General features: G+C 67.8%; 25 protein-coding genes and 1 pseudogene. 11 read left to right on the top strand and 15 right to left on the bottom strand.

All coding sequences use genetic code 11. From position 1 onward, the window contains the following. Positions 1 to 35 precede the first annotated feature (35 nt). The 10 genes from ACYQ1H_RS00050 to ACYQ1H_RS00095 form a co-directional block, all read right to left on the bottom strand. Positions 36 to 665 carry a urate hydroxylase PuuD gene (locus tag ACYQ1H_RS00050; RefSeq protein ID WP_460026077.1) on the bottom strand — a complete coding sequence of 210 codons (630 nt, stop codon included), beginning with the start codon at positions 663 to 665 and terminating at the stop codon, positions 36 to 38. 116 nt (positions 666 to 781) lie between these two features. Then, complete coding sequence (locus ACYQ1H_RS00055) at positions 782 to 1,777, bottom strand: zinc-dependent alcohol dehydrogenase family protein (RefSeq protein WP_460026078.1); 996 nt, start codon at positions 1,775 to 1,777, stop codon at positions 782 to 784. 35 nt (positions 1,778 to 1,812) lie between these two features. Further along, positions 1,813 to 2,322, bottom strand: coding sequence for a C40 family peptidase (locus ACYQ1H_RS00060; RefSeq protein ID WP_460026079.1), 510 nt, complete (start codon positions 2,320 to 2,322; stop codon positions 1,813 to 1,815). After that, positions 2,319 to 3,599 carry a type III PLP-dependent enzyme domain-containing protein gene (locus tag ACYQ1H_RS00065; RefSeq protein WP_460026080.1) on the bottom strand — a complete coding sequence of 427 codons (1,281 nt, stop codon included), beginning with the start codon at positions 3,597 to 3,599 and terminating at the stop codon, positions 2,319 to 2,321. Before ACYQ1H_RS00065 ends, ACYQ1H_RS00060 begins: the two co-directional genes overlap by 4 nt. Then, the gene (mltB, locus tag ACYQ1H_RS00070; protein ID WP_460026081.1) at positions 3,575 to 4,663 is read right to left on the bottom strand and encodes a lytic murein transglycosylase B; all 1,089 of its coding nucleotides are present in this window, start codon (positions 4,661 to 4,663) and stop codon (positions 3,575 to 3,577) included. Before mltB ends, ACYQ1H_RS00065 begins: the two co-directional genes overlap by 25 nt. 66 nt (positions 4,664 to 4,729) lie before the next feature. Then, the gene (rodA, locus tag ACYQ1H_RS00075) at positions 4,730 to 5,863 is read right to left on the bottom strand and encodes a rod shape-determining protein RodA (protein WP_460026082.1); all 1,134 of its coding nucleotides are present in this window, start codon (positions 5,861 to 5,863) and stop codon (positions 4,730 to 4,732) included. Next, complete coding sequence (gene mrdA, locus ACYQ1H_RS00080) at positions 5,860 to 7,701, bottom strand: penicillin-binding protein 2 (protein ID WP_460026083.1); 1,842 nt, start codon at positions 7,699 to 7,701, stop codon at positions 5,860 to 5,862. Before mrdA ends, rodA begins: the two co-directional genes overlap by 4 nt. Continuing rightward, positions 7,698 to 8,165: a rod shape-determining protein MreD gene (gene mreD, locus ACYQ1H_RS00085; RefSeq protein ID WP_460026084.1), complete on the bottom strand. Its 468-nt coding sequence runs from the start codon at positions 8,163 to 8,165 to the stop codon at positions 7,698 to 7,700. Before mreD ends, mrdA begins: the two co-directional genes overlap by 4 nt. Then, positions 8,152 to 9,042 (bottom strand): rod shape-determining protein MreC, encoded by an 891-nt coding sequence (gene mreC, locus ACYQ1H_RS00090; protein ID WP_460026085.1) that lies wholly within the window; start codon positions 9,040 to 9,042, stop codon positions 8,152 to 8,154. The genes mreD and mreC overlap by 14 nt, the downstream gene beginning before the upstream one ends. A gap of 39 nt (positions 9,043 to 9,081) precedes the next feature. Beyond that, the gene (locus ACYQ1H_RS00095) at positions 9,082 to 10,128 is read right to left on the bottom strand and encodes a rod shape-determining protein (RefSeq protein ID WP_460026086.1); all 1,047 of its coding nucleotides are present in this window, start codon (positions 10,126 to 10,128) and stop codon (positions 9,082 to 9,084) included. 243 nt (positions 10,129 to 10,371) lie between these two features. Here ACYQ1H_RS00095 and gatC point away from each other — a divergent pair, with 243 nt between their 5' ends. From gatC to ACYQ1H_RS00130, 7 genes and pseudogenes are all read left to right on the top strand, one after another. Next, positions 10,372 to 10,659, top strand: coding sequence for an Asp-tRNA(Asn)/Glu-tRNA(Gln) amidotransferase subunit GatC (gatC, locus tag ACYQ1H_RS00100; protein ID WP_460026087.1), 288 nt, complete (start codon positions 10,372 to 10,374; stop codon positions 10,657 to 10,659). A gap of 90 nt (positions 10,660 to 10,749) precedes the next feature. Then, a complete protein-coding gene (gatA, locus tag ACYQ1H_RS00105) occupies positions 10,750 to 12,198 on the top strand; it encodes an Asp-tRNA(Asn)/Glu-tRNA(Gln) amidotransferase subunit GatA (protein WP_460026088.1) in 1,449 nt (482 codons plus the stop codon). Between the two features lie 50 nt (positions 12,199 to 12,248). Further along, positions 12,249 to 12,458, top strand: a pseudogene (locus ACYQ1H_RS00110) (hypothetical protein); the annotation flags it as partial. Between the two features lie 182 nt (positions 12,459 to 12,640). Continuing rightward, positions 12,641 to 13,186, top strand: coding sequence for a hypothetical protein (locus ACYQ1H_RS00115; RefSeq protein WP_460026176.1), 546 nt, complete (start codon positions 12,641 to 12,643; stop codon positions 13,184 to 13,186). A gap of 44 nt (positions 13,187 to 13,230) precedes the next feature. Next, on the top strand, positions 13,231 to 13,887 hold the full coding sequence (locus ACYQ1H_RS00120; protein WP_221064584.1) for a pyridoxamine 5'-phosphate oxidase family protein: 657 nt from the start codon (positions 13,231 to 13,233) through the stop codon (positions 13,885 to 13,887). A 62-nt stretch (positions 13,888 to 13,949) separates the two neighbouring features. Beyond that, complete coding sequence (gene gatB / locus ACYQ1H_RS00125; protein ID WP_460026089.1) at positions 13,950 to 15,413, top strand: Asp-tRNA(Asn)/Glu-tRNA(Gln) amidotransferase subunit GatB; 1,464 nt, start codon at positions 13,950 to 13,952, stop codon at positions 15,411 to 15,413. A gap of 20 nt (positions 15,414 to 15,433) precedes the next feature. Further along, positions 15,434 to 16,015 (top strand): hypothetical protein, encoded by a 582-nt coding sequence (locus tag ACYQ1H_RS00130; protein ID WP_460026090.1) that lies wholly within the window; start codon positions 15,434 to 15,436, stop codon positions 16,013 to 16,015. Between the two features lie 185 nt (positions 16,016 to 16,200). Here the strand turns inward: ACYQ1H_RS00130 and ACYQ1H_RS00135 are convergent, their stop codons facing one another. From ACYQ1H_RS00135 to rbp, 5 genes are all read right to left on the bottom strand, one after another. Next, complete coding sequence (locus ACYQ1H_RS00135; RefSeq protein ID WP_460026091.1) at positions 16,201 to 16,842, bottom strand: c-type cytochrome; 642 nt, start codon at positions 16,840 to 16,842, stop codon at positions 16,201 to 16,203. A gap of 2 nt (positions 16,843 to 16,844) precedes the next feature. Continuing rightward, a complete protein-coding gene (locus ACYQ1H_RS00140; RefSeq protein WP_460026092.1) occupies positions 16,845 to 18,473 on the bottom strand; it encodes a b(o/a)3-type cytochrome-c oxidase subunit 1 in 1,629 nt (542 codons plus the stop codon). Between the two features lie 4 nt (positions 18,474 to 18,477). After that, positions 18,478 to 19,074, bottom strand: a complete 597-nt coding sequence (locus tag ACYQ1H_RS00145) for a cupredoxin domain-containing protein (protein ID WP_460026093.1) — start codon at positions 19,072 to 19,074, stop codon at positions 18,478 to 18,480. Between the two features lie 12 nt (positions 19,075 to 19,086). Then, complete coding sequence (locus ACYQ1H_RS00150) at positions 19,087 to 19,233, bottom strand: hypothetical protein (RefSeq protein ID WP_460026094.1); 147 nt, start codon at positions 19,231 to 19,233, stop codon at positions 19,087 to 19,089. Between the two features lie 455 nt (positions 19,234 to 19,688). Further along, positions 19,689 to 20,018, bottom strand: a complete 330-nt coding sequence (gene rbp / locus ACYQ1H_RS00155) for an RNA-binding regulator (RefSeq protein WP_460026095.1) — start codon at positions 20,016 to 20,018, stop codon at positions 19,689 to 19,691. 288 nt (positions 20,019 to 20,306) lie between these two features. Here rbp and ACYQ1H_RS00160 point away from each other — a divergent pair, with 288 nt between their 5' ends. The 4 genes from ACYQ1H_RS00160 to ACYQ1H_RS00175 all read left to right on the top strand — a co-directional run bounded on the left by ACYQ1H_RS00160 (position 20,307) and on the right by ACYQ1H_RS00175 (position 23,999). Next, complete coding sequence (locus ACYQ1H_RS00160) at positions 20,307 to 21,215, top strand: DMT family transporter (protein WP_460026096.1); 909 nt, start codon at positions 20,307 to 20,309, stop codon at positions 21,213 to 21,215. Between the two features lie 67 nt (positions 21,216 to 21,282). After that, on the top strand, positions 21,283 to 21,798 hold the full coding sequence (sodC, locus tag ACYQ1H_RS00165; protein ID WP_460026097.1) for a superoxide dismutase [Cu-Zn] SodC: 516 nt from the start codon (positions 21,283 to 21,285) through the stop codon (positions 21,796 to 21,798). Positions 21,799 to 21,859: 61 nt separating this feature from the next. Then, a complete protein-coding gene (locus ACYQ1H_RS00170; RefSeq protein ID WP_460026098.1) occupies positions 21,860 to 22,858 on the top strand; it encodes a beta-ribofuranosylaminobenzene 5'-phosphate synthase family protein in 999 nt (332 codons plus the stop codon). After that, entirely contained in the window at positions 22,851 to 23,999 is a 1,149-nt protein-coding gene (locus tag ACYQ1H_RS00175) for an ATP-grasp domain-containing protein (protein ID WP_460026099.1), read from the top strand. The genes ACYQ1H_RS00170 and ACYQ1H_RS00175 overlap by 8 nt, the downstream gene beginning before the upstream one ends. Positions 24,000 to 24,024 lie beyond the last annotated feature (25 nt).

The following is a 24,024-nucleotide window of genomic DNA, read 5'->3' on the forward strand; positions in this document are numbered from 1 at the left end:
CCGGGTTTCGGAGCCAATCCGGCAAGGATGGCCGGTCAGCCGACGTTCTGCGCCGCTACCATGAAATACAGCATCGGAATCGAGAACATGGTGTTGAAGCGGCTGGTCAGCATGGCCGTGCGGGCGGCGGCCTTCTTCGCCTCGGCGTCGGCCTCCACGAGGCCCAGGGCGATCTTCTGGTTCGGCCAGATGATGTGCCAGACGTTGAAGGCCATGACGATGCCCAGCCACATGCCGATGCCGATATAGAGATCGCGCGACGGCCCGTCGCCGACGATGCCCAGCGTCATGGCCCGTACGATGTAGCCATTCATGGCCGCCACAACCAGACCCGTCACCAGCGTCACCAGCGCCGCCCAGCGGAACCAGAACAGCGCGGTGGGCGCGATGACCTTGCCGATGGCGGGTTTCTGCTCGTCGGGAATCTTGGGCATCGACGGGATCTGGACGAAGTTGAAGTACCAGAGCAGTCCGATCCACATCACCCCGGAAATGACGTGCAGCCAGCGGAACAGGAAGCTGAACCAGTTGTGATCCAGCTTCACGGTGCCGGTAACCAGGGCCAGGACGACCACCAGGGCGGCGCCGAACAGCAGGGCGCGCTCCAGCTTGTCGAGACCGAACTTGGCGAGGGACTCTATCAGCATCAGCATGGCATTTTTCATGGTGTTCTCCGTTAGGTGCCGGTGAAGTCGCCCGGGACCGCCCCGGACGCCGCCTGATTATGCACCCGCGATGACCGATTGAAACCCGTCGCAACCCACCCGCTGGCGGGCCGGCTTCAGGCCATCGTCAGCACCAGCTTGCCGACCGTGTGGCCGGTCTCGATCTGCCGATGGGCCGCGGCGGCCTGCGCCAGCGGCCAGGTCTGGCTGACGTGCAGGCTGAGCCGGCCCGCGTCGATCCACTCGCCGCATTGCCGCAGGATGGCCAGCTGGTGGTCGCGGGCGGCATCCAGGCGCCGCAGCATGGGTGTCAGCATCAGCTCGAAGCCGATGCGCAGGTTGCGCAGCCGGGCTTCCGCCAGCGACAGGGGGCCGGGGTCGAGCAGGGTCACCAGGTCGCCGAAGTGCGCGGTGCAGCCGATGCTGCGGGCGAAAATCTCGGGGCCGACCGTCTCCGCCACCAGATCGGCGCCCTGCCCGCCGGTGAGCCGGTTGACCTCGGCGACGAAGTCCGCCTCCCGGTAGTCGATGACCTCATCCGCGCCCCAGTCCCGCGCCCGGCGCGCGTTCTCCGCCGAGCCCACGGTAGCCAGCACCCGCGCACCGCGCAGCCTGGCCAGCTGCAGGGCGACGTGCCCGACCCCGCCGGCGCCGGCATGGATCAGTACCGTCTGGCCGGCTTGCAGCCGCCCCCGGTCGTAGAGCATGCCCCAGGCGGTGATCAGCACCAATGGCCCCGCCGCGGCCTGGACGAAATCCAGCGTGCGCGGCATCGGCGCCGCCCAGCGCTGGTCGAGCACGGTGTACTCGGCATAGTTGCCGGGCTCGTCGCCCAGGCCGCCATGGCAGAACCAGACACGGTCGCCAACCCGGAAGCGGTCCACCGCCGCGCCGACCGCCACCACCTCGCCGGCCCCGTCGCAGCCCAGCACCGCCGGCAGGGGGCCCGCGCCGAGCAGGCCGTTGCGGCGCAGCTTGGTGTCGACGGGATTGACGCCCGCCGCCCGCAGCCGGACCTTGATCCCGGTGGGATGGGCGATGAGGGGTTCGGGGAGATCGGCAGGTTCCAGGACCTCGACGGGGCCGGGCCGGGTCATGAGGATGGCTTTCATGGGCAGCTCTCGATGGGGTGAAACGAAGCGGACGGCTACGGGATCCAGCGGCCGATCCGCAGCGGCGGCGCGACCGGCCCATCGGCCAGCGGCCGCCGCAGGCCGAGATAGTGCCGGGTCCAGTACGGGGCATCCAGAGGCGAGACCACCACCTGGCCTCTGGCGCTGCTGGCGTGGACGAAGTGATCGTTGCCGATGTAGATGCCGACGTGCGAATAGGGCTGGCCGGTGGTGTTGAAGAACACCAGGTCGCCGGGCTGGCGCTGGCGGCTGTCCAGCGTCGGCAGCGCCATGGCCATCTGGTAGGCGGTGCGCGGCAGAGCGATGCCATGCCTGCCGTAGACGTACTGGACCAGTCCGCTGCAATCGAAGCCGCGCTGCGGCGATTCCTCGCCCCAGCGGTAGGCAATGCCCTTGAGGCTGAGCGCCTCGCGCACGACCGCCAGATTGATGGGTTGGCGAACCGGCCGCGGCGCCGGCGTGGGCTGGCTGGCGCAACCCGCCGCGAGCAGCGGCAGCAGGCCGAGCCACAGCCAGCGGGTCATGAGCATGCCGGTGCGCGTTCATCCGCCGCGGCCAGGCCCGGGGATGCGGGCTCCAGCGACCGGATCGCCGGCGACGCCGGTGTCGTCCATTGCCGCCGGTACTCCGCATAGCCATGGGCTTTCAGCAGCCGCAGCCGGCCGGCGCGCTCGCGCAGCCAGACCGATGGCAGGTCATGGCCGTTGAAGCGGCTGGCCTTGACCAGGGCATAGGCGCCCACGTCGGTGACGTGCAGGCGGTCGCCGACCCGCAGCGGCTCGGCAAAGCGGTGCACGCCGAAGAGGTCGCCGGCCAGGCAGCTGCTGCCGGCCAGCAGCCAGGCATGGGGGGCGTCCGGCCGGGCCTCGCGCACGCACGGCGGACGCTGGTATTCGAACACGGCGGGCAGGTGATGCACTCCGGTATCCAGCACGGCGACCGCCTGGCCATCGCGCCGGAAGGTATCGACGACGGTGGTCGCCAGGCTCCCGGCCCCGCCGACGATAGCGTTGCCCGGCTCCAGCCACACCGCCAGCGGGCAGCGCTCACGGAACGCGCGGATCGCCGCGCCGAAAGCGTCGGCCTGCGCAATGTCGCGCGGGTTGTAGCCGCCGCCCAGATTGATCCAGCGCAGGGCTTGCAGCCGGGGCCCCAGGAGCGCCTCGATGCGCGCCAGGGTATCGCGCAGCGAGCCCGGCTCGCGGCCATCGAAATGGGTATGGAAGTGCAGGCCATCGATGCGCGCGGCCAGCGCCGGTTCGGCTGCGAGCGCCGCCCGCAGCTCGTCCAGGGGCACGCCCAGCTTGGATGCCGGCCGGCAGGGATCGTAGCGCAGATCGTCGGCGGCGGAGAGTCCCGGGTTGACGCGGATACCCGCGGCAACCGCCGGATTCAGGCCGGGCAGGAACCGCCGGCACTGCTCCAGGCTGTTGAAGCTGATCGCCGTGCACAGCCGGCCAAGCTCGGCGATGTCGGCGGCCCGCAGACCCGGCGTGGTCAGGTGCAGGGCGGCGGCGCCGGGGTCACCGGGATGCAGCGCCTCGGCCGCCAGCCGCGCCTCGAACAGCGAACTGGCGGCAAAGCCGCTGACGCCGGGGCGGATCAGCGCCAGGAGACCCGTGAGGGGCTGCGCCTTGATGGAGTAGAGCAGGCGCGCGCCGCTGGCCCGGCAGAGCCGCTGAAACAGGCCGAGCCGCGCCAGGATCCGGCGCTCGTCATAGACGAAGGCCGGGGTTTCCGGGATGCCGGCATCGACAGCCATGCCGCTGCCCGCCGTCAGCGGCCCGGCCCGCCGCGCCATTCGCGGACCAGCTCGGTAGCCGCCATGGCGTAGAGCGGGCTATGGTTGTAGCGCATGATCACCGAGAAGTTGTGGAAGGTGATCCAGAACTCGGGGCCGTTCTCCCCTGCCAGCTGCAACAGGCCGGCCTTCTGGCCGCCACCGACCGGCTCGGCGGGCGTCACGCCGAGATTGGCGAGCTGCCCCAGCGTCAGGCTGGCCTTGGGATTCTTGGTGCTGACCACGTCGCGGTAGCCGTCACCGCTGACCCGCGCCGGCACGGCGATGGGTTCGCCGGCGCGCCAGCCGTTCCTGGCGAAATAATTGGCCACGCTGGCGATGGCGTCGGCCGGGTTGTTCCAGATGTCGCGCCGGCCGTCGCCATCGCCGTCGGCGGCCAGCTTGCGATAGCTGCTGGGCATGAACTGCGGCATGCCCATGGCGCCGGCATAGGAGCCCAGCGGGCCCAGGTAATCCATGCCCTCCTCCCGGCACAGCAGCAGGAACTGCTCCAGCTCGCTGCGGAAGAAGCCGGCGCGGCGCGGGTAGTCGAAGCCCAGGGTCGAGAGTGAGTCGATCACCCGGTACTTGCCTGGCTTGACGCCATAGGCGCTCTCGATGCCGATGATCGCGGTCGCCATCTCCGGCGGCACGCCGTAGCGGGATTTGGCCCGGGCCAGCGCCGCCTCGTTGAGCGCCATGAAGTCGCGCCCGCCGTTGATGCGCTTCTCGGTCAGGAACAGCTTGCGGTAGGCGTGCCAGGGCTTGGCCTCGTAGGGCTTGGCCATGGCGTCGAGGATGGCGGGCACGCTGCCGGCCTGGTCGAAGGCGCGGGTCAGTTCGGCCATGCCGAAACCGTGCTTGCGGCTCATCTCGGCGATGAAGTCACGGACCTCGGGGCGCTGGGAAATGCCCGGCGCCGGCGGCAGCAGGACCTTGGGTTCGTCGGCATCGGGCCGGGGCGCGGCCTGCCGGGGCGGCTTGCGGTCGACGGGCGCCGGCACGGTCGAGGGGGTCGGCGTGGAGCAGCCGCCCAGCGCGAGGCTGGCGGCGGCGAGAAAGACGGCGATCGGGCTCGTTTTCATGATGCGCGGGTGGTGTGAAGCGAAAAGCGAAGCATAGCGGCAAGGGCGCGTCGGGCCAATGCGGTTTCAGTCGCGCCGGCGGAGCCGGTGCACCTCGATGGACATGAGGATGCCGAAACCCGCCAGCAGCGTGACGGTGGAGGTGCCGCCATAGCTGACCAGCGGCAGGGGCACGCCGACCACGGGCAGGATGCCGATGACCATGCCGATGTTGACGAAGATGTAGACGAAGAAGGTCAGGGCCAGGGCGCCGGCCAGGTAGCGGCTGTAGCGATCCTTGGCCTGAACGACGATGTACAGGCAGCGGGCCAGGATGATGCCATAGGCGGCCAGCAGGCCCAGGCAGCCGACCAGGCCGAACTCTTCCGCCAGCACCGCGAAGATGAAATCGGTCGAGCTCTCGGGCAGGAACTCCAGGCGCACCTGGGTGCCGCTCAGCCAGCCCTTGCCGACCACGCCGCCGGAACCGATGGCGATTTTCGACTGGATGATGTGGTAGCCGCGGCCCAGGGGGTCGGCCTCCGGGTTGAGCAGCATCAGGATGCGGTCGCGCTGGTAGCCGTGCAGGAAGCGCCACAGCACCGGCAGCGAGCCGACGCCGAGGATCAGCAGGCCGGCCAGGTAGCGCCAGCCGATCCCGGCCAGGAAGACCACCGCCGCGCCCGAGGCCGCGACCAGGATCGCCGTGCCGAGATCGGGCTGACGGGCGATCAGCAGCACCGGCAACAGGATCAGCACGGCGGAGACCAGCAGCTGGAGCCGCCCGGGCGACGGCAGGGCGCGCGACAGGAACCAGGCCAGCATCATCGGCGTGGACAGCTTGGTCAGCTCGGATGGCTGGAAACGGACGAAGCCCAGGTCCAGCCAGCGCTGGGCGCCCATGCTGACCTTGCCGAACAGCAGCACCAGCACCAGCATGACGATGCCCACCAGGTACAGGATCGGGCTGGCATTGAACAGCTGGCGCGGATGCACGCAGGCGATGGCGAGCATCACGCCCAGGGCCAGCAGCAGGCGCAGCGCCTGGCGCAACAGCACCTGCGGATCCTGTCCGGAGGCCGAGTACAGCACCGCCATGGCCACGGCCGAGAGCAGCAGCAGGCCGCCGAGCAGCGGCCAGTCCAGCGGCAGGCGCCGCAACGGGCCGGCCGGCGCGTCGGGCGCCAGCCGCAGGCGCAGCAGATGGTGGTCGATCTTCATGGCTGGTCCTGCAACAGGTACTGGTCGATGACCCGGCGGGCGATCGGTGCCGCCACGGTGCCGCCGTGACCGGCATTCTCGGCGAGCACGGCCACGGCGATGCGCGGCGCCTCCGCCGGCGCGAAGGCGATGAACCAGGCGTGATCGCGCAGCGACTGGGTCACCCGCATGCTCTTGTAGCTCTTGCCCTGGGCCACGGAAAACACCTGCGCGGTACCGGTCTTGCCGGCCATGCGATAGCTCAGCCCGGCGGCAATGCGGCGGGCGGTGCCGCGCTGCACCACGTCGACCATGGCGCCGACCACGGTATCCCAGTGCCCGGGATCGATCGGCCGGCCGCCCGCGGGCGATCTCGGGTAGGGATGCTCGACCTCCCAGCCGGCCTTGATGCGCTTGACCAGGCGTGGCTCGACAGCCAGGCCGCGGTTTGCCAGCACCGCCGTCGCCCTGGCCATCTGCAGCGGGGTGACGGTGACGAACCCCTGGCCGATGCCGGCGATGACGGTATCGCCAGCCCGCCATTCAGCCTTGCGGTACTTGCGCTTCCATTCCTCCGAGGGGTAGATGCCGGCCTTCTCGCCGGCGATGTCCAGCCCGGTCACCTGGCCGAGACCGAAGCGGCCGTGCATGAAGTCGTGCAGCCGGCGGATGCCCAGGCGGGTGGCCAGATCGTAGTAGTAGACGTCGCAGGACTGGACGATGGAAAGCCGCATGTCGGTCGGCCCATGTCCGCCATGCGCCCAGTCCCGGTATTGGTGGCGCGAGCCCGGCAGGCGGAAATACCCGGGGCAGGCAACACGGTGGGCCGGCGACAGGCCAAGCAGTTCCAGCCCGGCCAGGGCCTCGAAGGGCTTGACGGTGGAGCCGGGGGGGTAGGTGCCGCGGGTGGCGCGGTCGTACAGCGGCCGCGCCTCGTCCTGCTGCAGGGCGGCATAGCGCTCGCGGCTGATGCCCTGGATGAACGGGTCGGGATCGTAGCTGGGCTTGCTGGCCAGGGCGAGGACATCGCCGTTGCGGGGATCGATGGCCACCACCGCGCCGTGATACTCGCCCAGGGCATCCATGGCGGTCTGCTGCAGGCGGATGTCGAGCGACAGGAACAGGTCGGTACCGCTCACCGGCTCGTGCCGGCCCAGCCGGCGCACCATCCGGCCCCTGACGTTGGCCTCGTATTCCTCGTGGCCGGTGAGCCCGTGCAGCAGGGTCTCGTAGCTCTTTTCCAGCCCGCTCTTGCCGATGAAGAAGCTGCCGCGATACTGGGCGGGGTCGAGGCTGGCCAGCTCCTTGTCGTTGATGCGGGCGATGTAGCCGACCACATGGGCGGTCAGTTCCCGATAGGGGTAGGTGCGCATCATGCGCGTGTGGATTTCGGCGCCGGACAGCCAGGGCAGCCGCACAGCCACCCGGGCCGCCTGCTCCTCGGACAGGCCCAGGCGCAGCGGCACGCTCTCGAAGGGCTTGCGCATGGCGCGCTGCGCGTGGAATTGCCGCAGTTCGGACGGGCTCAGGTCGAGCACCTCGGTCAGCTGCTCCAGCAGCCGGGGCCAGTCCTCGACCTGCTCCGGGACGATCTCGAGATTGAAGGTCACGACATTGTCGGCCAGGGGCTCGCCGTTGCGGTCGTAGATCATGCCCCGGTTGGGCGGCAGCGGCGCGATCTTGATCTGGTTCTCGCGCGACAGGCTGGCGTACTGCTCGTGGCCGGCAATCTGCAGGTAGACCAGCCGCACCACCAGCGCGACCACGGCCAGCAGCATAACCGCCACGCTGGCGATGATGCGGTTGAGGAACAGCCGGTTCTCGCGGAAATCGTCCCGGATCGACAGATTCTCGCTCATGGCTCTCGCGCCAGGGTGCCGGGACCGCGCAGCAGCGCGCGGAGCACCGGCCAGGCGAGGGCGCCGCTCAGGGCCGGCAGCCAATAGGCGGCCCGCACGGATTCGGCCAGTTCGGCAGGCCGGGTCCAGAGGACGAGCAACTGCCCGAGCAGCAGCAACAACAGCACCCACAGGCCCTGCAGGGGCAGCGGCAGCCCCAGCAATCGTGACCGCAGGCGCAGGTTGAGGTAGACCATGACGGCATAGGCCAGGGCCTGCTGGCCGAGCAGCCGGCCGGTCAGGGCGTCGGCCAGCAGGCCGAACAGCCAGGCGGTGAGGATGCCGACACGCCCGGGCGCCTGCAGGCTGCCCTGCAGCAGCAGCAAGGCCAGCCAGTCGGGGCTGAGGGCAAACCAGCCCGGCGGCAACGGCAGCAGGCGCAGCAGCAGGGCCAGGAGCAGGCCGGACGGCCTAGCGAGCGGCATGGTCGGGGTCGGTCGCAGTGCCGGCCTGGCTGACGGCGGGAATGCGCGGAATGGGCGTCGCATCGCTGCGAACCACCAGCAGTTCCCGGTTGCGGTCCAGCTGTGCCACGGGCACCGCCCGCAGCGCGCCGCTACCGGGCTCGGGGACCATGCGGGCAACCGGGTAGCCGGCCGGGAATCCGCCGCCCATGCCGGAGGTGACCAGCAGGTCTCCCGCCTGGATGTCGGCGCTGCCGGCCAGATAGGGCAGCTCCAGCCGGTCGCTGGCGCCGGTACCGACGGCGATGGTCCTGAGTCCGTTGCGATTGACCTGCACCGGCAGCGCGTGGCTGGCATCGGTGATCATGATCACCTCGGCGTTGTGCACCGTCACCCGCAGCACCTGGCCGACAACGCCGTTGCCGTCGACCACCGCCTGACCGGGCTGCAAGCCGTGCCGGCTGCCCTTGTTGACGACGATGAGGTTCTCGTAGGGCACGACGTTGATGGCCAGGGGCTCGGCGATCAGCACCTGATCGCCGACCTTGAAGGTGGTGTCGAGCAGGCCGCGCAAGCGGATGTTTTCCTGTTCCAGGGCTTCCAGCCTGAGCTGCCGGCCCTGCAGAATCAGGGCCTCGCGCCTAAGGCGCCGGTTTTCCTCGGCCAGCTCGGCATGTGCCCGGCGCTGCTCGCCGAATTCGCGGGCCAGCCGCGCCGGGGCGCTGGCGGCATAGCGGATGGGATCGATCAGGTAGGCCAGCGGCTGGCGCAGGGAGGCGAGCGCGCCGCGCCGCTCCAACGAGACGAGGATCAGCGAGGCGAGCAGGCACAGGACCAGCTTCAGATGCAGCGTCGAGCCGTTGGCGAACAACGGCCGCGAATCGCTTCTGGCGCGCATGCGGCGGAGTTGGCGAGCGTCGATCGGCCCGGGGGCGCCTCACTCCATCGAGAAGATCGCCATGCCCTTGGTATCCAGGAGTTCGAGCACACGGCCGCCGCCCCGGGCCACGCAGGTCAGCGGATCCTCGGCGATGTGCACGGGCAGGCCGGTTTCCTCGGAGATCAGCCGGTCGATGTCCTTGAGCAGGGCGCCGCCGCCGGTCAGGTAGATGCCGCGCTCGGCCACGTCGGAGCCGAGCTCGGGCGGGGTCTGCTCCAGCGCCGTCTTGACGGCGTCGACAATGCCCTGCAGGGGCTCCTGCAAGGCTTCGAGAATCTCGTTGCTGCTGAGCACGAAGCTGCGCGGCACGCCCTCGGACAGGTTGCGGCCGGTGACCTCCAGCTCCTTGATTTCGCTGCCGGGATAGGCCGAGCCGATCTCGTGCTTGATGCGTTCGGCGGTCGCCTCGCCGATCAGCGTGCCGTAGTTGCGACGCACATAGCTCATGATGGCGTCGTCCAGGCGGTCGCCGCCTATGCGGGCGGACGCGGAGTAGACGATGCCGTTGAGGGAGACGATGCCCACTTCCGAGGTGCCGCCGCCGATGTCCAGCACCATGGAGCCGCGCGCCTCGTCGACCGGGAGACCGGCCCCGACCGCCGCCGCCATGGGCTCCTCGATCAGGTAGACCTCGCGGGCACCGGCACCCAGCGCCGATTCCTTGATGGCGCGCCGCTCCACCTGGGTGGAACCGCTGGGCACGCAGATCAGCACGCGGGGACTCGGCCGGAACCACTGGCTCTCGTGAACCTTGTGGATGAAATACTGGAGCATCTTCTCGGTGATCGTGAAGTCGGCGATGACGCCGTCCTTCATTGGCCGGATCGCCGTGATGTTGCCGGGCGTGCGGCCCAGCATCGACTTGGCCTCGGAGCCGACGGCGGCGATGCTCTTCTGGCCGCGGGCCCGGTCCTCGCGGATCGCCACCACCGAGGGCTCGTCCAGCACGATCCCCTTGCCCCGGCAATAGATCAGGGTGTTCGCAGTGCCGAGGTCGATGGACAGGTCGGTCGAGTAAAAACCCCGGAGCTGCTTCAGAAACATGATCTTTCCGCCGTCCAAAAATCAGCTATTTAACAACGGCCGGTCAGGTGTCGCAAGGCAGCCCCGACGTGATCGGGATACCCCGCCGGGGCGCACGGCACGGTCCGTCATCCAGGCGCCGGCGCGACCGCAAGGACATTGTCCGCGGCGACCCCGAGCCGATGCTTTGACGTTACCGATGGATTTCCCGAATAATGGTGGACATTCCCATCCCCAGCCTTCCGCTTAGAGTGAGCAAAAACCATGTCCCTTACCTCTGAAGAGGTCAATCGCATTGCCTGGCTGGCCCGGCTGGCCATCGACCCGGACAAGACCGCCGCCTACGCCCGCGACCTGTCCGGCATCCTGGATTTCATCGAGCAGATGGGTACCGTGGACACCGACCAGGTGACGCCCATGGCGCACCCGCTGGACCAGGTCCAGCGCCTGCGGCCCGATACCGTGACCGAAGCCGATCAGCGCGCGCTGTTCCAGGCCCAGGCGCCGGCCGTCGAAGCCGGCCTGTATCTGGTGCCGAAAGTCATCGAGTAAACCCCTCCCGAGGCAGCGGCACGCCGCGCGCCGGCGCAGCCGACCGCCCGCCGCCCCGGCCATCCGCCCGGGATCTTCCGGAACCGAACCATGCACGAGAACACCATCGCCGAGCTGGCGCTCGGCCTCAAGAACAAGGACTACAGCAGCGAGGAGCTGACCCGGGCCTGCCTGGACCGCATCCAGGCGCTGGACGGCGAGCTGAACGCCTTCATCACCGTGACCGGGGAGGCCGCGCTGGCCGCCGCCCGGGCCGCCGACGCCCAGCGGGCGCGCGGCGAGGCGGGGCCTCTGACCGGCATCCCCATCGCCCAGAAGGATATCTTCTGCACCCGGGGCGTCCGCTCCAGCTGCGGCTCCAGGATGCTCGACAACTTCGTCTCGCCCTATGACGCCACGGTGGTCGAGCGCTTCCACCAGGCCGGCGCGGTGATGCTGGGCAAGCTCAACATGGACGAATTCGCCATGGGCTCGTCCAACGAGACCAGCTTCTACGGGCCGGTGAAAAACCCCTGGGATACCGGCACGGTGCCGGGGGGCTCCTCCGGCGGCTCGGCGGCGGCGGTGGCCGCGCGGCTGGCGCCCGGCGCGACCGGCACCGACACCGGCGGCTCGATCCGCCAGCCGGCCGCGTTCTGCGGCATCACCGGCCTCAAGCCGACCTATGGCCGGGTCTCGCGCTGGGGCATGATCGCCTTCGCCTCCAGCCTCGACCAGGCCGGCCCCATGGCGCGCACCGCCGAGGACTGCGCCCTGATGCTGCAGGTCATGGCCGGCTTCGACCCGCGCGACTCGACCAGCGTCGACCAGCCGGTACCGGATTATTCGGCCACGCTCGGCGACAGCCTGGAGGGCCTGCGCATCGGCCTGCCGAAGGAGTTCTTCGGCGAGGGGCTCGACCCCGAGATTGCCCGCCTGGTCCACGCGGCGGTCGACGAGTACCGCCGGCTGGGCGCGACCGTGAAGGAGGTCTCCCTGCCGCACATGCACCTGTCGGGCCCGGCCTACTACGTCGTCGCGCCGGCCGAGTGCTCCTCCAACCTGGCCCGATTCGACGGGGTCCGCTACGGCTACCGCTGCGCGGAGCCGAAGGATCTCAAGGACCTCTACATGCGCTCGCGCGGCGAGGGTTTCGGTGCCGAGGTCCAGCGTCGCATCCTGATCGGTACCTATGCCCTGTCGGCCGGCTATTACGACGCCTACTATCTCAAGGCGCAGAAGATCCGTCGCCTGATCAGCGAGGATTTCCGGCGTGCCTTCGAGGACGTGGATGTGATCATGGGACCGACCTCGCCCTCGGTGGCCTTCCGCTTCGGCGAGAAGAGCGCCGACCCGATCGCCATGTACCTGTCGGACATCTACACCATCGCGGTGAATCTGGCCGGTTTGCCGGGGATGTCGATCCCGGTGGGCTTTTCCAACCGGCTGCCGGTGGGGATGCAGATCATCGGCGATTATTTCGCGGAAGAGCGCTTGTTGAACGTGGCGCATCGCTATCAGCAGGTCACGGATTGGCATCGGCAAGCGCCCGCGTTGTGAATATGGATTAGCCGGGCGCTGCCGCCATGGCCGGGGACCGCGCCTATGAGATGCTCTGGGATTGCGGCTACTGCGGTGCCCAGAAACTCCTGGGCAAGAGCCAGAAATTCTGTCCCCAGTGCGGTGCGCCGCAGGATACCCAAGCCCGCTATTTCCCGGACGAACCGGACAAGGTCGAAGTCCTGGGCCATCGCTACGAAGGGGCCGACAAAATCTGCCCGGCCTGCCAAGCGCCGAACGGGGCTTTGGCGGAATTTTGCGGGCGCTGCGGTTCGCCTTTGAGCGAAGCGGCCAGGGCGAAGCGGCTCCAGGACCAAGTGCGGGCCGACGAGGCCAAATTCGCCGCCAGCCTGTCGCTACGCCAGCAAGAGGCGGAACGGCGGCGGTGGCCCCTCCGGCCCGGACAGGGAATCAGCGGCTTTATCTTTGGGTTGCGGTGGTGGTGTCCGGCCATTACTGGCGGCAAGCGATCCAGATCGAGCGTTACGGGCCGGTGGCCGAATCGGCGTGGTGCGATTCCATGCCGTTCGCGGCCTATGGGGTTGCCCGGCATTCGGAAATCCGCTCGTATCAACAAATCCCCGACGGCCAGGATTGCCAGATGCGGCGGGTGGACCGGGGCGATGGCACCTTCACCGAGCATCAGGAATGCCGCCCCAAATACCGCAGCGAACCCGTCTACGACCAGCGCTGCGATTACCGCATCGACCGCTGGTCGTGGAGCCGCGAGGCCAGCGCCGAAGGCCACGACCTTGCGCCGCGCTGGCCGTCAACGGGTTTGGCGGGTGCCCGCCCATGCCTGGGTTGCGAGCGGGAAGGCGGGCGCGAATCGCGCTTCGAGGTCTTGCTGCGCGGCCAGGGCCGGGAGTACCGCTGCGGCTTGGCGCAGGAAGCTTGGCGCGGGATGCGGGACGGCAGTCGTTGGACCCTCAAGGTCGGGGCGGTGGATAAGCAACCGCGTTGCGATAGCTTGAAGCCGGTGGATTGACCGAAACGGGCGGGTTTTAATCGAATATTGAAGAGGTGGAATCCATGACTGGCATTTATGGCGACGCGCACCGGCACATGCAGGCTTTATTTGAAACCACCGCCCTGGCCGACCGGGTACGCGATATCATCGTGGCCCCGGACATCGCCGACCCGCATAAAGGCTTCATCGAAACCCGCGACCTGTTCTTCCTCAGCACGGTCGATCATCGGGGTTTTCCAACCTGCTCGTACAAGGGCGGCGCACCCGGCTTCGTCCGGGTCTTGGATGGCAAAACCCTGGCCTTCCCCAGCTACGACGGCAACGGCATGTTCCTGTCCATGGGCAATATCGCCGCCAATCCCAAGGTGGGCCTGTTGTTCATCGATTTCGAGACGCCGCACCGGATCCGGGTCCACGGCACCGCCCGTGTCGATCCCGCCGATCCCTTGCTTGCGGGCTTCCCCGGCGCGGAATTGCTGGTGCGGGTCGAAGTCGCCGAAATCTTCGTCAACTGCCCGCGCTATATCCACAAGCACCAGCGCGTCGCCGCTTCCCAATACGTGCCACAGGCGGATGGCCCGGCTCCATTGCCGCCCTGGAAGCGCATCGACGCCGTGCAAGATGTGTTGCCGGAGCGGGATAGGGGCCGGGTGGCGGATCATGGCGGCACGATCACGCCGGAGGAATACGGTGCCCTGGTCATGAAAGGCGAGGCGTGAGTTGCTCGCCCAACCTGGCTATTGGCCGGAATAATTTTTACTGACGATTTAAGGTATCACTCATGCAATGGGAAACCGTCATCGGGCTGGAAATCCATGCCCAGCTCGCCACCAAGTCCAAGATTTTCTCCGGCGCCGCCACCGCCTATGGCGCCGAGCCGAACACCCAGGCCTGCGCCATCGATCTGGGCCTGCCTGGCGTGCTGCCGGTGCTGAACGAGGACGCCGTGCGCATGGCGGTCAAGTTCGGCCTGGCCATCGGCGCCACCGTCGCGCCGCGCTCGGTGTTCGCGCGCAAGAACTACTTCTACCCCGACCTGCCCAAGGGCTACCAGATCAGCCAGTACGATCTGCCGGTGGTCAGCACCGGCCAGCTCGTCATCGAGGTGGACGGCGTGGAAAAAACCATCGGCATCACCCGCGCGCATCTGGAGGAGGACGCGGGCAAGTCGCTGCACGAGGACTTCCACGGCTTTTCCGGCATCGATCTCAACCGCGCCGGCACGCCGCTGCTGGAAATCGTCTCCGAGCCGGACCTGCGCTCGGCCAAGGAGGCGGTGGCCTACATGAAGAAGCTGCATGCCCTGGTGCGCTATCTGGAAATCTGCGACGGCAACATGCAGGAAGGCTCGTTCCGCTGCGACGCCAACGTCTCCATCCGCCCGAAGGGCCAGGAGACATTCGGTACCCGCGCCGAGATCAAGAACCTCAACTCGTTCCGTTTCGTCGAGAAGGCGATCAACTTCGAGATCGAACGCCAGATCGAGATTCTGGAGAGCGGCGGCCAGGTAATCCAGGAAACCCGGCTGTACGACTCCGCCAAGGACGAAACCCGCTCCATGCGCAGCAAGGAGGAAGCCAACGACTACCGCTACTTCCCCGATCCGGACCTGCTGCCGCTGGAAATCAGTACCGGCTTCATCGAGGAGGTCAAGGCCACGCTGCCGGAGCTGCCGGACGCCAAGCGTGACCGTTTCAAATCCCTGTACGAGTTAGGCGACTATGATGCAGAGGTATTAACCGCGACCCGTGAGCTTGCCGATTTCTACGAAGACTACAAAGCAAAGGTCGACGCAATGGTAGGCGTCAACCCGGTATTGACCATTAGCACGGCGAAGCTTTGCGCTAACACTGTTATGGGGGACTTGTCGGCAGCTCTTAACGCTGATGGCCTGGAAATTACCGAGTCGAAGATTGATACAGAAAGGCTTGCTGGATTAACCGCACGCGTCGCTGACGAAACTATTTCCGGCAAGATCGCTAAGCAGGTATTTGAAGCGATGTGGAACGAAGGCGGCAGCGCCGACGACATCATCGAGCAACAGGGGCTCAAGCAGATCACCGATACCGGCGCCATCGAGGCCATCATCGACCAGATCATCGCCGCCAATCCGGACCAGGTCGCGGGCTACCGGGCCGGCAAGGAGAAGCTGTTCGGCTTCTTCGTCGGCCAGGCCATGAAGGCCACCCAGGGTAAGGCCAATCCGGCGCAGCTCAACGAGCTGCTGAAGCAGAAGCTCTCCTGAGCATCCCCGCGAGACGCGCCGTGACCACACCCGACCCCGCCAGCCGACCGACGCTGGCCGACCTGCTGCCGAAGCTGATGGGCTTCGCCCGGCTGGTGCAGAACCTCGCCAACCGCTTCAAGGGACTGGCACGGTGGCTCGCCATCAGCGGCGTCCTGTCAGCCCTGCTGCTGGACTGGCTGACCGTCCGCGCCTGGGATCTGTCGGCGACCTGGGCAGTCGTGCTCGGCACGCTCCTGCTCCTGCCCGGCCTGGTGCTGGGCTGGAGCTGGTACGTGCTGGTGGAAGCCAGCAACCTGCCGCAGCGCGTCGCCCAGTGGGCCGGACAGGCAAAGCACCTGGCCGGTGGTGTGGCGCAGCGCCTGCTGGCCGACAAGCCGCCGGCCGAGACGAGCGGCCGCCTGGGCGACCTGCGCAAACTGGGCGGGCTGACCTACGACATCGCCGCGATGGGCCTCGACGCCACCGACCTCATGGCCATCCTCGGCGGCACCCTCAGTTTCACCAACCCGGTGTTCCTGCTGGTACTGGCGATTTCGGCCGGGCTGATCGTGCTGCTGAATCTCACGGCAACGATCATGGCTCTGATCGCACTGTTCTGACAGGTCCTCAGATATCGTGCGCGCAGGCGCGCGCGAGGCACAACCGAAAACGTCAAGCCCCGTTCCCACGGCACGGGGCAGGGGTTTGATCGCCAAGCCGAGGCAAGCGAGCCCACGCGGGCCATACCGATTGCCTATCCCTTTCCTGGATAGCAAGGACGCTGCATCGACATCCGCCCAGACATCTAGCGACGCAGACCAGCATAGTAGCGCGCCAGCTGCCTGATCTCGTCCTCGTTCAGCTGCTGGGTGATGCTGTGCATGCGACCGTAGAGGTCGTTGTGGCGGGCGCCGCTCTTGTAATCGAGCAGCGTCTGTTCGAGATAGGCGGCGTTCTGCCCGGCGATGGCGGGCACGTCGATCTTCTGGCCCTTGCCGCTGGCCTCGTGGCAGGCGGCGCAGGGCGGCAGGATGCGGCGGCTGTCGCCCATCTCAACCAGGACCTCGGCGGCTTCCGAGGCCGGCTCGGTCTTGGGCGCGGGTGGCAGCGCCTGCTGGCTGTAGTGGGCCGCGACATGCGCCATGTCCTCGGCCGACAGGCCGGCAACCAGGCCGGTCATGACCGGATTGTCGCGGCTGCCGTCCTTGTAGTCCTGCAACTGCTTGTAGAGGTAGGGCGCCAGCTGGCCGTCGAGATACGGGAACTGCCCGCCGTTGGCATGGCAGGCGGCACAGGTTTCCGCGATGGCCTTGCCCTTGGCGGCATCGCCGCGCTTGAGGGCCGCGAGCTGTTCTGGGGTCCAGGCGACCTTGGAGGAGGGTTCGGCCCATGCCGCGCCGACCGAGACCGCCATCAGCAGGGTGGCAAGCCAATAGCCTGTTTTCATGATCAATACCCCCATCCGGTCGAGCCGAAGGTTTTCGTCAGGAAGAACTGCGCGATCGGATAGCCGAAGTTGGCCAGCATCAGCGCGAGGATGATGACGTTCCAGACACCGAAGCCATTCAGCAGCGGCGGCACGCGGCCGCCCGCGGGCTCGCTGTCGGCGTAGCGGATTTCGGCGATGGCCTCGCTCACCGGCTCGCCGCGCTTCTGGGACTTGGCCAGGATGTGCAGGAACAGTAGGGCCGAGCCGAGCAGGACCGCACCACCGATGATCATGGCCAGCTCGTAGGGATCCCAGGCCAGCGTCAGCACGCTGTTGTAGGCGACGCTGGAAATGCGCCGTGGCTGGCCGAGGAGGCCGAGGATATGCCAGGGCGTGCTGAGGATGATCATGCCGATGAACCAGCTCCACAACTGCACCAGGGGCAGGGCACCCGGAATCAGCGCCTTGCCGGTCACCCGCGGCCACACGGCGTAGGCGACCGCAAAGTACAGGATGACCGTGGTGCCGCCGAAGATGAGATGGAAATGCCCCGGCACCCAGGCGGTATTGTGGACCATGGCATTCATGGCATAGCTGGCGTTGACGATGCCACCGAAACCGCCGGCGATCAGCATCAGGAACGCCAGGATGGCTGCCAGCACCAGCGGGTTACGCCAGGGCAGCGCGCCGATCCAGCCAAACAGCCCCGTGCCGCCGGCATCGCGGCCGGCTTTCTCCAGCGAGGCGACCACGGTGAAGCCGGTCAAGAGGGTCGGCACGGCCACCAGGAAGGTACCGATGCCATGGATCATCTTGAAGCCCTTGCCCTGCTCGGGGTCCATGTACAGGTGATGGAAGCCGATCGGCAAGCCGAACACCAGCAGCAGGACGAAAGCGAGGCGGGCGAGGTCCTGGCTGAACAGCTTGCCGCCGGCCGCCTGGGGCACCAGGCAATAGAGGGCGATGTAGGCCGGAATCAGCCAGAAGTAGACGATCGGGTGCAGGGTCCAGGAGAACAGTGTGCGAGCCAGCCCCACGTCGATGGTATCGATCCAGCCCAGTACCCAGGGAATCAGCTGGAACACGGCCTCCAGCGCCACGCCGGCACTGGTCCACAGCCACAGCAGGGCATTCGCGGTATTGGCGAACATGGGCAGCGGCACGGGTTCGCCCGGATGGGCCTTTTTCCACTGAGCGAACATCACCACCATGATGGCGGCCCAGAACCAGGAACCGACGATCAGCAGGGTGGCGCCCAGGTAGAAGAACGCGCTGGCCTGCACCGGCGGATAGAAGGTGTACAGCACCGAGGCCTTGCCCAGCAGCAGCGGAACCGCCGCCATCAGGGTTCCGGACACGGAGATGGCGAACCCGGCCCAGGCCAGGCGCGGATTCCAGATCGGCATCTTCAGGCTGCTGGTCGCCACCAGATAGCCGAAGCCCATGATGAAGAAGGTGGTCAGCACGAACCCCATGAGGACACCATGGGTGCTGACGGAGGCGAAGTAGACCTGTGGCGACTGGATGGCGGCGATCAGGCCGCTGCGCTCCAGCACCTGATAGAAGCCCAGGAGGCAGGCCAGGCCGAAGGCCCCGAAGGCGAGCCAGAAATGGCCCAGCACGAAGATTCTGAAGTTTTTCTCAGCCATGCCCTTATCTCCCCGTCGTTTGCGTGGTGCCGGACTGCCAGCTTTCGCGCGACACGACCGTGACCTTGCTCCACATATGGTCATGTCCCATGCCGCAGTATTCATTGCACAGCATCGGGTACTCGCCGGGCTTGGGGAAGGTGGTCGTCAGCGTGGAAACGTAGCCGGGCACAACCATGGTGGCCATGTTGGTCATGGGCACGTGAATGCCGTGCAGGACATCGGCGCTGGCCACCCGGAAGGTGACCGGCTGGCCGGCCGGAATGCGAATCTCGCGCGGATAGAAACCGTAGCGGGCGGCGACCAGCGTCACGCGGATGCTGCCGTCCGGCAGCGTGGCGACGCCCAGCCTGTCCTCGGCGAATTCCTCGCTGAGATGCAGACGGGCGGAATCGATGGTTTCCATCGCGCCGGGCGGATGCACGTGCTTGACGAGGCCCGTGTAGAGGATGGCGGCCACGAAGGTGCCGACCATGGCCAGGGCGACGTAGATCCAGCGTTTCTCCAGCGGATCGACGTGCAACCTGGCTGGCAGGTCGCGCAGTTCCCGGAGCTCGGCGGCCAGCGGCGATCTCTGATCAGAATCGTGATTCTTGTCCATCGTGAAACTCCGCTAATGCACCGTGCCACGCGGCAGGAAAACCCCGAAATACAGGAATAACCAGGCCGCAAGCATGGCGATGGCCACCATGCACAGCAAGGCCCAGGTTCCAATCGGCGTAAACTCCGACGTGATGGGCGGCTTATTTTCGTTTTCCATGACCCATACCCCTTTTATGTCGCAACAAACCAGACGTTCGGAGTGTGCAATGCGGTATGGGCAAAAGCAAGCGCAATCATGTGACCGCCGCTCACGTCAGTTCCGGGAACCGGGCGGCGATGCGACGGGATGGTCTGCGACCTTCGCGCTGGCGGCCGGCCGCCGGGCCGGTTCGGGAGCCTTGGCAACGCAAGCGGGCGCCGCCGGAAGATCGCTCGCAGTCAGGATTGACGGGGCAAGCCTTGGTCGAATCCCGGCGGGAAACGCGGGTTGATGGGGGATGGGAAGGACGCCGGGGCAAGACGCCGGCCGTGCTTGGCCGAAGGTTCTGCCGCGAGGGCTGTGAGGAAAGAGAGGACCCGATCCCGCACGCATGGCCGGGATTTCCGGGTGCCAGAACGGAAACGGGGCCGATAACGGCCCCGCGAAGCGTCAGCGCCTGACCGGAGGGGCGATCAGAAGCGGCGACCGCCGCCGAAGCCACCGCGATCGTTGCGATCGCCGCCGAAGTTGCTGCGACGCGGACCCGCGGAGCGGTTGTCGTCGCGCGGACGCGCTTCGTTGACGGTGATGGTACGGCCACCCAGGTCGGTCTGGTTCAGCTTGTCGATCGCGACCTGCGCGCCGGCATCTTCCATTTCGACAAAACCGAAACCCTTGGACTGGCCGGTCATGCGGTCAGTGATGATATTGACGGAGGACACGTCGCCGAACTGGGCAAATGCCTCGCGCAGTTCATCCTGCGTGGTCTTGAAGGAAAGATTGCCTACGTAAATGTTTTTCATACCAACATCTCCAGCTCCGACAGGCCGTCGGAACTCAAACTTGACAAACAACAGTGGTCACGGGGACCGGTTCAACCTTGGGAGTTACTTCGTGGGAGAGCGGACTTCAAGAACGGAGCGGCTGAGACGCTGGATTCGCGAAGCAATAACGCGACGCCATGGAAGAACTGTACAGGCGAAGCTACGGTAACACGGCCTTTCCGTTTTGCCCACGTTTTTTTCGCCCCCTGCGCCCGCCGCTGACAGGCCGGCTTGAAGCCCCGGCAGGCCTGGCGTCTAATCGCTTCCATGCCGATATCCCGCCGCACTGGAAGCCGCCCGCAGGAGGCGCGAGGACTGCTGCTGATGTTGCTGGCCTGCGTTCTCTTCGCGCTGATGGCGAACTGCGTGTATGCGGCCTCCCGACTGGCGGTGCCAGTCGCAGCCAGCGTCATCAGCTTCGTCCGCGTGAGCGTCAATCTGGCGGCGCTACTCCTCCCGGCCATGGTGGCAGGCAACCTGCGCGGGCTGTTCGGTGACCTGCGGCTGGCACTCTGGCTGCGCGGGCTGTTCGGCGGCGTATCGCTGATGCTCTCGTTTGCCTCGATCCAGCGCATCGGACCGGGCGAAAGCGCCTTCCTGACGGCCAGCAGCGGCATCTTCGTCGCGGCGCTGGGACCGTGGGTCCTGTCGCAGCGGAACAGCCTGCGCGACTGGCTGGCGATAGCGGGTGCGGTGGCGGGCATGGTCCTGCTGTTCCGTCCCGGCCTGGATGCCGTCGACCTGACCGGCCGCCTGATGGGCGTGCTCTCGGGCTTCCTCGCGGCGCTGGCCTACCTGATGATCGCCCGCGCGGGCCGCAGCAACCCGCCCGCCACCGTGGTGTTCTACTTCTGCCTGGTGGCCGTGCTGTTCCATCTCGTCTGGTTCGCCTGGAGCGGTTTCGCACTGCCGGCGGGCGGCATGGCCTGGACCTGGTCGCTGACGGCCGGTATCGCCGGCAGTGCGGCGCAGCTGCTGCTCACCCGGGCCTACCAGCTGGCGCCGGCGATACTGGTCAGCGCGGTCGGCTACTCCGCGCCGGTGATGAGCATGCTGATGGGCATCGCCTTCTTTGGCGAGACACCCGACAGCACGGCCCTGATCGGCTGCGGCCTGATACTGGCCTGCGGGGTGGCGCTGCCCTTTCTCGCGGTCCGGCGGCTGCGGCCGGGTTGAAACCGAGCCGATCCCCGCCCGGTTCGATCCGTTTACAATGGATAGAAAAACCATCACGGAGCGCGCCATGTCACAGTCCCTGCTAACCCTGCTGCTGCTGTTCTGGTCCCTGCTGGCCTCGGCCCAGGAGGCCAGCGCCGAGATCCACCGCATCGATGCCCAGGGCGTCGGTGCGCGCCTCGGCACCGTCACCATCAGCGAAACCGCCGCCGGCCTGGCCTTCCAGCCGGATCTGGCCGGCCTGCCGCCCGGCCCGCATGGTTTCCATCTGCACGAGGGCAGCGGCTGCGCTCCCGGTGAAAAGGACGGCAAGGCTCAGGCCGGTCTCGCCGCCGGAGGCCATTACGATCCCGACAAGACCGGCCAGCACAAGGGCCCCGAGGGTGCCGGGCACAAGGGTGACCTGCCGGTGCTGAACGTGGCCGCCGACGGCACGGCCCGGGAAGCGATCGTCTCGAAGCGGTTGCGCCTGGACGAGGTCAGGGGACGGGCATTGATCATCCATGCGGAGGCCGACAACTACGCCGACCAGCCTGGCGGCGCGCGTATGGCCTGCGGGGTGATCCAGACCGTCAGCCGCTGAGCCACGGCCTGAGGACGTACCGGACAGCTGCCGCCCGAGACCGCGCCCCCACGATTTCCCCGTGCCACATCGCAAGCCTGCCCCAGCAACACTGCCCGACGCCGTCCTGGTCGAGGCCCCGGCCCGCCTGCACATGGGTTTTCTCGACCTGGGCGGCAGCCTGGGGCGGCGTTTCGGCAGCATCGGCGTCGGACTCGAGGAGATCGGTACCCAGCTGATCGCGGAGGCGGCCGACGAACTGCAGGTCAGCGGGCCCGACGCGGAGCGGGCGCGGCGTGGCGCGGAACGGCTGGCGGTCCATCTGGGCCGGGCCCTGCCGGCCCGCATCACCATCCGCGAAGCCATTCCAGGCCACGCCGGCCTCGGTTCCGGCACGCAGATGGCGCTGGCGGTGGGTACCGCGCTCGCTCGCCTGCACGGGCTCGATCTTGCCCCGGCGGAGATTGCCGCCATCACCCAGCGCGGCGCCCGCTCGGGCATCGGCATCGCCTGCTTCAAAGCCGGCGGCCTGGTGGTGGACGCGGGGCGCGGGGCGCGAACCGGGGTTCCGCCGGTGATCGCGCGGCTGGATTTTCCCGCGGACTGGCACTTCGTCATCGTGCTGGATCAGGCGGATCAGGGTCTGCACGGTCAGGGCGAGACCCAGGCCTTTGCCACGCTGCCGGAATTTCCCCGGGCCGCGGCCGCCCACCTGTGCCACCTGCTGGTAATGCAAGGTCTGCCGGCCCTGCTCGAAGCCGATCTGGTGGCCTTCGGCGACTTCGTCACCGCCCTGCAGGCCGCGGTGGGCGATCATTTCGCGCCGGCGCAGGGCGGCCGCTTCACCAGTCCGCGGGTCGCCGCAGCGCTGGACTGCCTGGCCGCCCAGGGTGGCGTAGGCATCGGCCAGAGTTCCTGGGGTCCGACCGGGTTCTGCCTGGCCGCCAGCCGGGCAGAAGCCGAGCGGCTGTGCGCGCGGTGCCGGGAACAGCAATCCGGCGAGGAGCACCTGCGCTTCCTCGTCGGCACTCCGCGCCGCCGCGGCGCCTTGGTGCAGGATCTGGCCGGCGCCCTTGCCTGATGCCGCCATCGGCACATCCCCGGCCTGCGCGCCCGATCTGCCGCCGCAACTGCTGCTGATCAGCTGCTCGGCCCGGGCGCTGGCACAGTCGGCGCAGCGGGCAGGCATGCGGGCCGTTGTCCTGGACCATTATGGCGATGCCGATACGCGCGCCGCCGCGGCAGCCGTGGCCGCCATCCCCGACACCGGACAGGGCTTCGATGACGCGGCGCTGCTGACCGCCGCGGCACGGCTGGCACCGGCCTGGGATTACCCGCTGGTCTGCGGCAGCGGCCTCGACGGGCAGCCCGAGGTGCTGGCCCGGCTGGGCCGCGAGCGGGTCATGCTCGGCAATCCGCCGTCAATCCAGTGCCAATTCCGCGATCCCCGGCACTTCTTCGAATGGCTGGATCGCTGCCGCATACCGTATCCCGAGGTCCGGTTCCAGCGCCCCCGCGATCCCGCCGGCTGGCTGATCAAGTCCGGTTGCAGCGAGGGGGGCAAGCGTGTACGCTTCTGCGCCCATCATGAGGCCGCTCCAGGCGATTATTTCCAGCGCCATATCGAAGGCGCCGCCCATTCGGCGCTGTTTCTGGCGAACGGCGAATCGGCGCGCCTGCTCGGCATCAATACGCTCTGGACGCTGGACCGCGGCGAGACCCCCTTCCTCTTCGCTGGCGCCATGAGCCACCCCCTGCCGCAGCATCCCCTGACCGGAACGCTATCCGGCTGGCTGGACCGGCTGGCGCGGGCAACGGGTCTCGTGGGCCTGGGCAGCCTGGATTTCGTGCTGGACCGACGGGGCCAGCCGCAGGTACTGGAGGTGAATGCCCGCCCCAGCGCCACCCTGGCCCTCCACGATCCCGACTACGCGGAAGGTCTTCTCGCCGCCCATGTTCGCGCCTGCCGCAGCGGCCAGCTGGTCGACATCGCCCCGGCCCGGCAGATCCGTGCCTTCCGCGTCGCGCTGGCACCCCGGACCATGACGCTGCCGGCGGATATCCGCTGGCCGGCCTGGGTCGCCGACCGGCCCATGCCCGGCACCCGCTGCGAAGCCGGCCAACCGCTGTGCACCGTGCTGGCCGCGACGCCGAACCCGGCGGCGACGCTCGCGCAGCTGGCACGGCGCCACCATCGCCTGAACGCCCTGCTGCCGCCATAACGGCATCCGGCCAAACCGACCACAC

The sequence above is a fragment of the Methyloparacoccus murrellii genome, from assembly GCF_054657115.1.

Coding starts and splice junctions, on each gene's coding strand:
- ACYQ1H_RS00050 (WP_460026077.1), bottom strand. CDS start 665: ATGAAAAATGCCATGCTGATGCTGATAGAGTCCCTCGCCAAGTTCGGT.
- ACYQ1H_RS00055 (WP_460026078.1), bottom strand. CDS start 1,777: ATGAAAGCCATCCTCATGACCCGGCCCGGCCCCGTCGAGGTCCTGGAA.
- ACYQ1H_RS00060 (WP_460026079.1), bottom strand. CDS start 2,322: ATGACCCGCTGGCTGTGGCTCGGCCTGCTGCCGCTGCTCGCGGCGGGT.
- ACYQ1H_RS00065 (WP_460026080.1), bottom strand. CDS start 3,599: ATGGCGCGGCGGGCCGGGCCGCTGACGGCGGGCAGCGGCATGGCTGTC.
- mltB (WP_460026081.1), bottom strand. CDS start 4,663: ATGAAAACGAGCCCGATCGCCGTCTTTCTCGCCGCCGCCAGCCTCGCG.
- rodA (WP_460026082.1), bottom strand. CDS start 5,863: ATGAAGATCGACCACCATCTGCTGCGCCTGCGGCTGGCGCCCGACGCG.
- mrdA (WP_460026083.1), bottom strand. CDS start 7,701: ATGAGCGAGAATCTGTCGATCCGGGACGATTTCCGCGAGAACCGGCTG.
- mreD (WP_460026084.1), bottom strand. CDS start 8,165: ATGCCGCTCGCTAGGCCGTCCGGCCTGCTCCTGGCCCTGCTGCTGCGC.
- mreC (WP_460026085.1), bottom strand. CDS start 9,042: ATGCGCGCCAGAAGCGATTCGCGGCCGTTGTTCGCCAACGGCTCGACG.
- ACYQ1H_RS00095 (WP_460026086.1), bottom strand. CDS start 10,128: ATGTTTCTGAAGCAGCTCCGGGGTTTTTACTCGACCGACCTGTCCATC.
- gatC (WP_460026087.1), top strand. CDS start 10,372: ATGTCCCTTACCTCTGAAGAGGTCAATCGCATTGCCTGGCTGGCCCGG.
- gatA (WP_460026088.1), top strand. CDS start 10,750: ATGCACGAGAACACCATCGCCGAGCTGGCGCTCGGCCTCAAGAACAAG.
- ACYQ1H_RS00120 (WP_221064584.1), top strand. CDS start 13,231: ATGACTGGCATTTATGGCGACGCGCACCGGCACATGCAGGCTTTATTT.
- gatB (WP_460026089.1), top strand. CDS start 13,950: ATGCAATGGGAAACCGTCATCGGGCTGGAAATCCATGCCCAGCTCGCC.
- ACYQ1H_RS00135 (WP_460026091.1), bottom strand. CDS start 16,842: ATGAAAACAGGCTATTGGCTTGCCACCCTGCTGATGGCGGTCTCGGTC.
- ACYQ1H_RS00140 (WP_460026092.1), bottom strand. CDS start 18,473: ATGGCTGAGAAAAACTTCAGAATCTTCGTGCTGGGCCATTTCTGGCTC.
- ACYQ1H_RS00145 (WP_460026093.1), bottom strand. CDS start 19,074: ATGGACAAGAATCACGATTCTGATCAGAGATCGCCGCTGGCCGCCGAG.
- ACYQ1H_RS00150 (WP_460026094.1), bottom strand. CDS start 19,233: ATGGAAAACGAAAATAAGCCGCCCATCACGTCGGAGTTTACGCCGATT.
- rbp (WP_460026095.1), bottom strand. CDS start 20,018: ATGAAAAACATTTACGTAGGCAATCTTTCCTTCAAGACCACGCAGGAT.
- ACYQ1H_RS00160 (WP_460026096.1), top strand. CDS start 20,307: ATGCCGATATCCCGCCGCACTGGAAGCCGCCCGCAGGAGGCGCGAGGA.
- sodC (WP_460026097.1), top strand. CDS start 21,283: ATGTCACAGTCCCTGCTAACCCTGCTGCTGCTGTTCTGGTCCCTGCTG.